A 6,933-nucleotide genomic window follows, 5' to 3' on the forward strand; every position below is an offset into this window, starting at 1 on the left:
CTACAGTATCGCCAAGCCCTCGATGGGAATGCCAAGCATTTTACCACCTTCATTGACCCACACAGTGAGAGTCTGACCAACCGGGAGAATCTCCTGAACGGCCCTGAAGCAGTTTACGGTCCACGCCGGCGCGCCGTTGCCGCACATCCCCTTGAGATTGTTGATCACGACATGGATCCCAAGGTTTCCGGGATTCCCCCCCGTCTCTTGAATGGATTTCCGGATCATCCATGCGAGTATCGTCTCAACGTGCGTATGCACCATGCTGGGTATGCCGAATTTCCCAAGGAGAAATTTTTCGATTTCTTTCGTCATTTCCGGAAGGTTGCCGCTGACCATCTTGGGCCCGAAGAGCTCTCGGATGAAAATCCCGTCGCTGCCCATCCTGAAGGCCTGCCCCCACGTCTTCTGGTCGATTTTCGCATCCTTGACCCACGTGGGGAGTCGATCGAAGATGTCCTGAGGGGTGAAGCAGGGGGTCCAGTTGTGGACGAGGAGTGGGGTGTCGCCTGCAAGTACGTAGTACGTGTGCAGGTCGTGGACGGTGAGGTTGTAGGCGGGTTCGAGACCGGTCCAGTGCCGGATGGAGGCGACCTGGGCTGTGGCGCCGGTGTCGGTGCGCAGGCTGTCCCCGGGGCGGACCTCGGCGGCGTCGGTCCACTGGCCCGTGTTCTGGACCCAGTAGGGGTGGTGGTCGGTGGAGGTGACGGTGGACTTCGTGCCGTCGGTGGTGGCGACGGTGAGTTCGGTGAAGTTGGTGTCGTCGGGGGTGTAGATCGTGTCGTCGACGGTCCGCGGCCCGGTGGTTCCGGTTACGGGGTCGGTGGCGGTGACGGTGTCCCCGCTGTGTATCTGTTCGATGGGCTGGGTGGTCTTGTCGCCCATGAGGACGCGGGTGCCGGCAGGAAAGCTGTTGGGGAGGCCGGTGGGACGGGTGGGGCAGGACGGAGCGTCGTCAAGAAGCCGTCGGACTGCGGGCAGCTTGTCGACCTGGTTGCTGACCCACTTGCTGATGGCGCCGCTGGACTCCTGGAGCTTGGTGCCCCACTTGATGAGGTCTTCCCCGCCCTTGACGTACTTGGCCCCGGCGCGGAACAGGCGGGCGAAGGGGATGATGCTCAGGCAGGAGAGCCCGACATCCTCGCCGCTGGCGTAGTCGGCGAAGTACTCGCCGCCGTACCAGGCGCAGTTGATCGCGGCGGCGGGCGTGCCGACGACCGGGAAGAAGCTCGCCAGGTCGAGGACGCCGTGGCCGATCGAGGAGAACGTGTCGTACCAGCTCGACTCGCTCGGCTTGGTGGCGGCCCGAATGGTCGACTTCAGCCATTCCTCTTCCGCCTGCGCCAGTATCAGGTCGATGGCCTGCTGCGTCAGCTGCTGCGCGATCGCGTCGTCCTGGGCCTTGCCGGCGATGACGCGGGACTTGTCGGCGCTCCAGCCCGCGTTCTCGGCGGACTGGCGGGCGGCGGTGACCGCGGCGTAGGCGGTGTTGGCGGAGGTGCGTGCGGCTGCGGCGCTGCCCTGGGCGTAGGCGGCCGAGCTCTGGGCGGATGCCGCTGCCTGGCCGGCCCGGGCCTGGGCGGCGCGGGCGGTGCTCGCGTACTCGGCGGCCTTGCCCGCGAACGCGTTCGCGCGGTCGGCTGCGGCCTTGCCCTGCTGGGCGTAGCCGGCGGCTTGGGAGGCGGCGGCGTTGGCCTGGGCGGCGGCGTTGTTGGCGTCGTTGGCGGCGCCTGCGGCGATGGCAGCGGCCTGGGCGGCCTGGGCGGCGTTCTGCTGGGCGAGGGAGGCGACCTGCTGGGCGCCGTTGATGGCGTTGTCGATGGAGGCGGTGTGGGCCGCGGTGAGCTGGTCCTGCTGCTGGGCCTGGTACTGGCCGGTGGTCAGGAAGTCGGCGAGGACGGGGTAGGGGCCTTCGAGGGCGACCTGGGCGCCGATCTTGACCTCGTCGCCGCCGGTCTCGATGAGCTGTGAGGCGGTGACGCGGTCGTCGCTGGCCTTGGTCGTGTACTGGTCGCGGTTGAGGAAGGTGAGGAGGGAGTCGGGAGTGTTGGTCTCCAGGGCGGTCTTGGCGGCGGCCTGGACGCGGGGGCTGCCGGTCTCGATGAGCTGGGAGACCTTGATGCGGTAGTCGCTGAGGGCGGCGGTGTAGCGGCCGGTCTGCAGGAAAGCGTGGATCTGGGTGCCGTCGCCGGCGAGGGCGGCGGTGGCGGCAGTGCGGACCGCGTCGTACTGGCTGCTGTTGGCGACGCTGAGGACGGTGGCGCGTTCGTCCTGCTCGCTGGAGGCATTCCAGCCGGTGCGGACGTAGTCGCCGACGGCCTCGTCGCTGCCGGTGAGCGCGTACTCGGCTGCGGCCTTGGCCCAGGGGCCGCGGACCTTGAGGGCGGTGAGCGCCATCTTGCGGCCGGCGGCCGCGAGGGTGGCGGGGTCGGTGCCGGGCTGCGCCGCCTGGGCGGCGAGCTGGACGGACTCCTGGTCCAGGCGCAGGGCCTGGGTCTTGGCGTCGTCGGCCTCGCGCTGGCTGGCGTCGTAGGCGGCCTTCATGTTCTGGGCCTGGACGATGCCGTTGGCCTTGCGGGAGTTGCGCTCCTCGGCCTCGGCGGCCTGGGCCTGCTGGTGGACCTGGCGGGCCTTGTCCACGGCGGCGCCGGCGTCGGCGGCGGCCTGGCGGGCGCTTTCGGCGTGGGCGGCGGACTGCTGGGCGGCGTTGGTGGCGTTGCCCGCGTTGGCGGAGGCGTTGCGGGCGGAGGCGGCGGCCTTGGTGGCGCGGTCGGCAGCCGAGGCGGCGGCGTCTCGGGCCTCCGCGGCGTACTGCCCGGCGGCCCTGGCGAGCGCGGCGGCGGCCCTGGCCGAGCGGGAGGCCTCGCCGGAGTTGCGGCGTGCCTGGGCAGCGGCCTGACGGGCCTTCGCGGAGGACGCTCCGGCCTGGTCGGCGTAGCCGCCGGCCAGGTCGGCATTGTCGGCGGTCGCGTCGACGTCGAGGGTGGCGGCGTTGGCCCGGTCCACGGCGATCGCGGTGTCGAATGCCGCGCTGGAGGCCTTGTCCGCGGCCTTGACCATGTAGCCGGTCAGCACGGCGGCCTGCGCGGCGGAGGCGGCGGCGTCCTCGTCGACCTTGCCCTGCGCCGCGGCGGCGAGCGCGCGGGTGGTGGCCTGGGCCGCTCCGGCTGCCGCGGCGGCGGCACGGGCGGCGGCGGTGGAGGCGACGGCGGCGGCCCGCACCGCGGCCTGAGCGGCCGCGATCGAGGCACGGGCGGCGTCCGAGGCGCGCAGGGTGGCCTCGGCGGCACGGTTGGCCGCCGCGGTGGCGCGCTGGGCGTCGTTCTTCGCGGCGAGGGTTTCGGCGGTGGCGTCGGCGGTGGCCTGCCTGGCGAGCCGGGCCGCCTCGACGGCCCGGTCGGAGGCCTCCTTGGCGGCGTCCTTCCTGCGCGCGGCCTCGTCGCCGGCCGTCTGGGCCTGCTGGACGAGCTGGTCGATGCTCGCGTGTTCCTGGTCGCGGGCGGCGGCGATGTTCTGGCCGGTCTCCAGGAAGGCGCGAATCTCCTCCGCGCTGCCTTCCAGGGCGATCCGGGCGGCCTGCTTGGTCGCGTCCCCGCCGCTCTCGGCGAGCTGGGAGACCTTGATCCGGTCGTCGCTGTCGCCCAGCGAGTAGCGGGTCTGGTCGAGGAAGGTCTGGACGTCGGCGATGGGCTTGTCCAGGACTGCCAGGGCCTCGGCCCGCGTGTGGGGGCCACCGCTCTCGGCGATCTGGGACACCATGACGCGCTGGTCCTGCTCCAGCGGCGTCTTCCAGCCGGTGGTGACGAACGCGGCGACCTGCTGGTCGGTACCGGCGAGCGCGGCCTCGGCGGCCGCCCGCAGCCGGGGGCCGCCGACGGTGACCATCTGCAGGGCGGCGGCGCGGTTGTCCTTGGCCTCGGCCTTGGCGAGTTCGCCGTCCTGGGGGTTCTGCGGGGTGCCGAGGAAGAGGCGGACCTGGTCGCCGGTGCCGGTCAGGGCGATCTCGGCGGCGGCCTTGACGCTCGCTCCGCCGTCCTTCCAGGCCTGCAGGACCCGGCCGCGGTCGGTGAGCTGAGGTGTCGGCGGCGCGGGTGGTGTCTCGTCCGCCGACACCGGGGAGGCGGAGAGCAGGGATGCCAGCAGCGTTATCGGCAGCACGGTGCGGCACAGCAGCCTGAGTCCGGTCCTCCTTCCCCGGAAGCCGGAGTTCCTCAACGAGCCCATGGAATACCTCACTTCATATTGATTGACATTGATTTCGGGCAGCACGAATCAGGCCTTGCGAAAGGAATCACAACAAGGCCCGCGGGGCTGGCGCGAGTGCGGCTGACCAGCCGGCTCTTCTCTCGAAGCCCCCCTGAAGTGCACTCAAACACTCATGTCGACTTAGTTGGTGAGCCTACATTAGAATCCGCAACCGACAGTGAATCAAGCCGCCGTAAAAGAATGGCAAATGTCCAAGTTTGGGCGGCCTTCCGGGGGGCGCTTGCCCTTCGCACCGCTTACCTGAAAAGGCGTCATGAAAAACCACGCACGCATACGCGGCCTCGCGGCCGCGTCGACCGCTCTCGTCCTGGCCACCGTCGCCGGCTGGACCACCGCAGGCGCCGCCACCGGCGACACCGCGCCCCCGGCCCCCGCCGACCTCCCCAAGACCTCGGCCGAGACGTTCGCCTACCCGAACGCCGACCAGATCCTCGCGCTGCGCGGCATCACCGTGACCCGCGGCGACGGCGGCATCACCGTCACCGACTGTGGCAAGGCCGGCAGCTTCCAGATCAAGGTCAACGCCGTCACCAAGCCGGCGAACAACGACGACATGATCTGCTTCGCCGCCCCCGGCGCCTCCGGCTACCTGGCCCTGACCATCCCCGAGGCCTACCGCATCACCACATACGGCCGCTCCGTCCAGGCGAGCCTGTCCACCGACCAGAAGCCCGCCGAGACGGTCAGCGTCGCCGCCGACACCACCAAGGGCATCGGCGAGTCCATCGACCCCAAGACCCGGGCCGTCCTGCTCGAACTGCGTGTCACCGGCTCCAGCGCCACCCCGCCCGCGCCGCAGCCCACCGACCCGCCACTCGCCTACACCGCCAAGATCAACATCGGTAACGGCAAGCGCGCCTGCAGCGCCACCCTCGTCGACCGCAGCTGGCTGCTCACCGCCGCCAGCTGCTTCACCGACACCCCCGACGACCTGACCACCGTCACCGCCGGCGCCCCCAAGGACAAGACCACCGCCACCATCGGGCGCACCGACCTGACCAACACCGGCACCGGCGCGGTCGTCGACGTGGTCGAGCTGGCGCCGCGCGCCGACCGCGACCTGGTCATGGCCCGTCTGGCCTTCCCGGTCACCGGCATCACCCCCGCCACCCTCGGCGCGACCGCGCCGGTGGCCGCCGAGAACCTGCGCGCGGCCGGCTACGGCCGCACCGCCACCGACTGGGTCCCCACCAAGGTCCACACCACCACCCACACCGTCGGCGCCGTCGCCGCCACCACCGTCGACACCGCCCCCGCCGACGGCCAGACCCCAATCTGCCAGGGCGACGCCGGAGCCCCCCTCCTGCGCGACAAGAACGGCACCACCGAGCTCGCCGCGATCGCCTCCCGCTCCTGGCAGGGCGGCTGCCTCGGCGCTCCGGGCACCGAGCTGCGCACCGGCGCCACCAGCGTGCGCACCGACGACCTCGGCGCGTGGGTGAAGCACGTCCGCGAGGCCGCGCTGTCCACCAGTGCACCGACCACCAGCGGGGTGTACGACCCGGTCAAGCAGACGTCCACGGAGTTCACCGTCGACGACAAGGGCCGCGTCATGGGCGCGTACAACATCAACGGCCAGGGCTGGAGCTCCTGGACGTCGATCAGCGACCGTCCGGCCGGCGTGAAGCCGTTCGTCGGCTCGCCCACCGCTCTCTACAACCCGGCCACCAACGCCATCGAGCTGTTCGCGATGGACACCGACGGCCTCATCTGGCAGACCTACTACATGGCCGACGCGCAGGGCTGGCGCCCGTGGGCCGGTACGGGATCGACCTCGTTCACCGGCAGCGCCACCGCGGTCTACAACCCGTCGACGAAGACCGCCGAGGTCTTCGCCACCACCGCTGACGGTCCTGTGGCCCACATGTACTACACCCCGGGCATGACCGGCTGGAGCACCTGGTCGAACATCAACGCCGACTACCGGTTCACCGGCTCCCCCAGGGCGCTCTACAACCCGGCCACCGACGCGCTCGAGCTCTTCGCGATCGGCCGTGACAACACGATGTACCACACGTACTGGTTCAACGACGGCAAGCCGTGGAGCCCGTGGCTGCAGCTGAACCAGAACACCTTCACCGGCAGCCCGAGCCTGGTCTACAACCCGTCGACGAAGACCGCCGAGGTCTTCGCGACCAACACCGACGGCGTCGTGGCCCACGCCTACTACACCGCGGGCACGGCCGGCTGGAGCAGCTGGACGACCATCAACGGTGACCAGCCCTTCACCAGTTCCCCCAGCGTGCTCTACAACCCCGCCACCGACGCGCTCGAGCTGTTCGCGGTCCGCAGCGACAAGTCCCTGGCGCACACCTACTGGTTCAACAACGGCAAGCCGTGGAACACCTGGGAGCCCCTGAGCGGAACCACGAAGCTCGCCGCCGGCCGGATCCCCGTTCCGCTGTTCAGCGCCTCCTCCAGCACCGTGGACCTCTTCGGCGCCACCGCCCCCGACGGTACCGTGAACCACACCTCCTACAAGCCCGGCATGCCCAGCTGGGCCCCCCTGGACACCCTGTCCGGCATCACGCTGCCCGGCATCGCCCTGCCCACCAGCTGACACCACCCCGGCGGGAGCGGTAGCCACCTATCACACCGTCCGTCGCCGAAAGGGGCGGGGGGGAGCCCCGGGGCCCGGGGGGGCCCCCCCCAGCCCCACCCCCCCAG

General features: G+C 70.6%; 2 protein-coding genes. One reads left to right on the plus strand and one right to left on the minus strand.

The window, feature by feature from the left end:
- A complete protein-coding gene (locus tag ACFVU9_RS40080; protein WP_387602165.1) occupies positions 1 to 4,224 on the minus strand; it encodes a polymorphic toxin-type HINT domain-containing protein in 4,224 nt (1,407 codons plus the stop codon).
- Between the two features lie 295 nt (positions 4,225 to 4,519).
- Here ACFVU9_RS40080 and ACFVU9_RS40085 point away from each other — a divergent pair, with 295 nt between their 5' ends.
- Positions 4,520 to 6,826, plus strand: a complete 2,307-nt coding sequence (locus ACFVU9_RS40085) for a trypsin-like serine protease (RefSeq protein ID WP_387602168.1) — start codon at positions 4,520 to 4,522, stop codon at positions 6,824 to 6,826.
- Positions 6,827 to 6,933: the final 107 nt, after the last annotated feature.

This window comes from Kitasatospora sp. NPDC057936, from assembly GCF_042887525.1.
In the GTDB taxonomy this organism is placed as follows: domain Bacteria; phylum Actinomycetota; class Actinomycetes; order Streptomycetales; family Streptomycetaceae; genus Kitasatospora.

Coding starts and splice junctions, on each gene's coding strand:
- ACFVU9_RS40080 (WP_387602165.1), bottom strand. CDS start 4,224: ATGGGCTCGTTGAGGAACTCCGGCTTCCGGGGAAGGAGGACCGGACTC.
- ACFVU9_RS40085 (WP_387602168.1), top strand. CDS start 4,520: ATGAAAAACCACGCACGCATACGCGGCCTCGCGGCCGCGTCGACCGCT.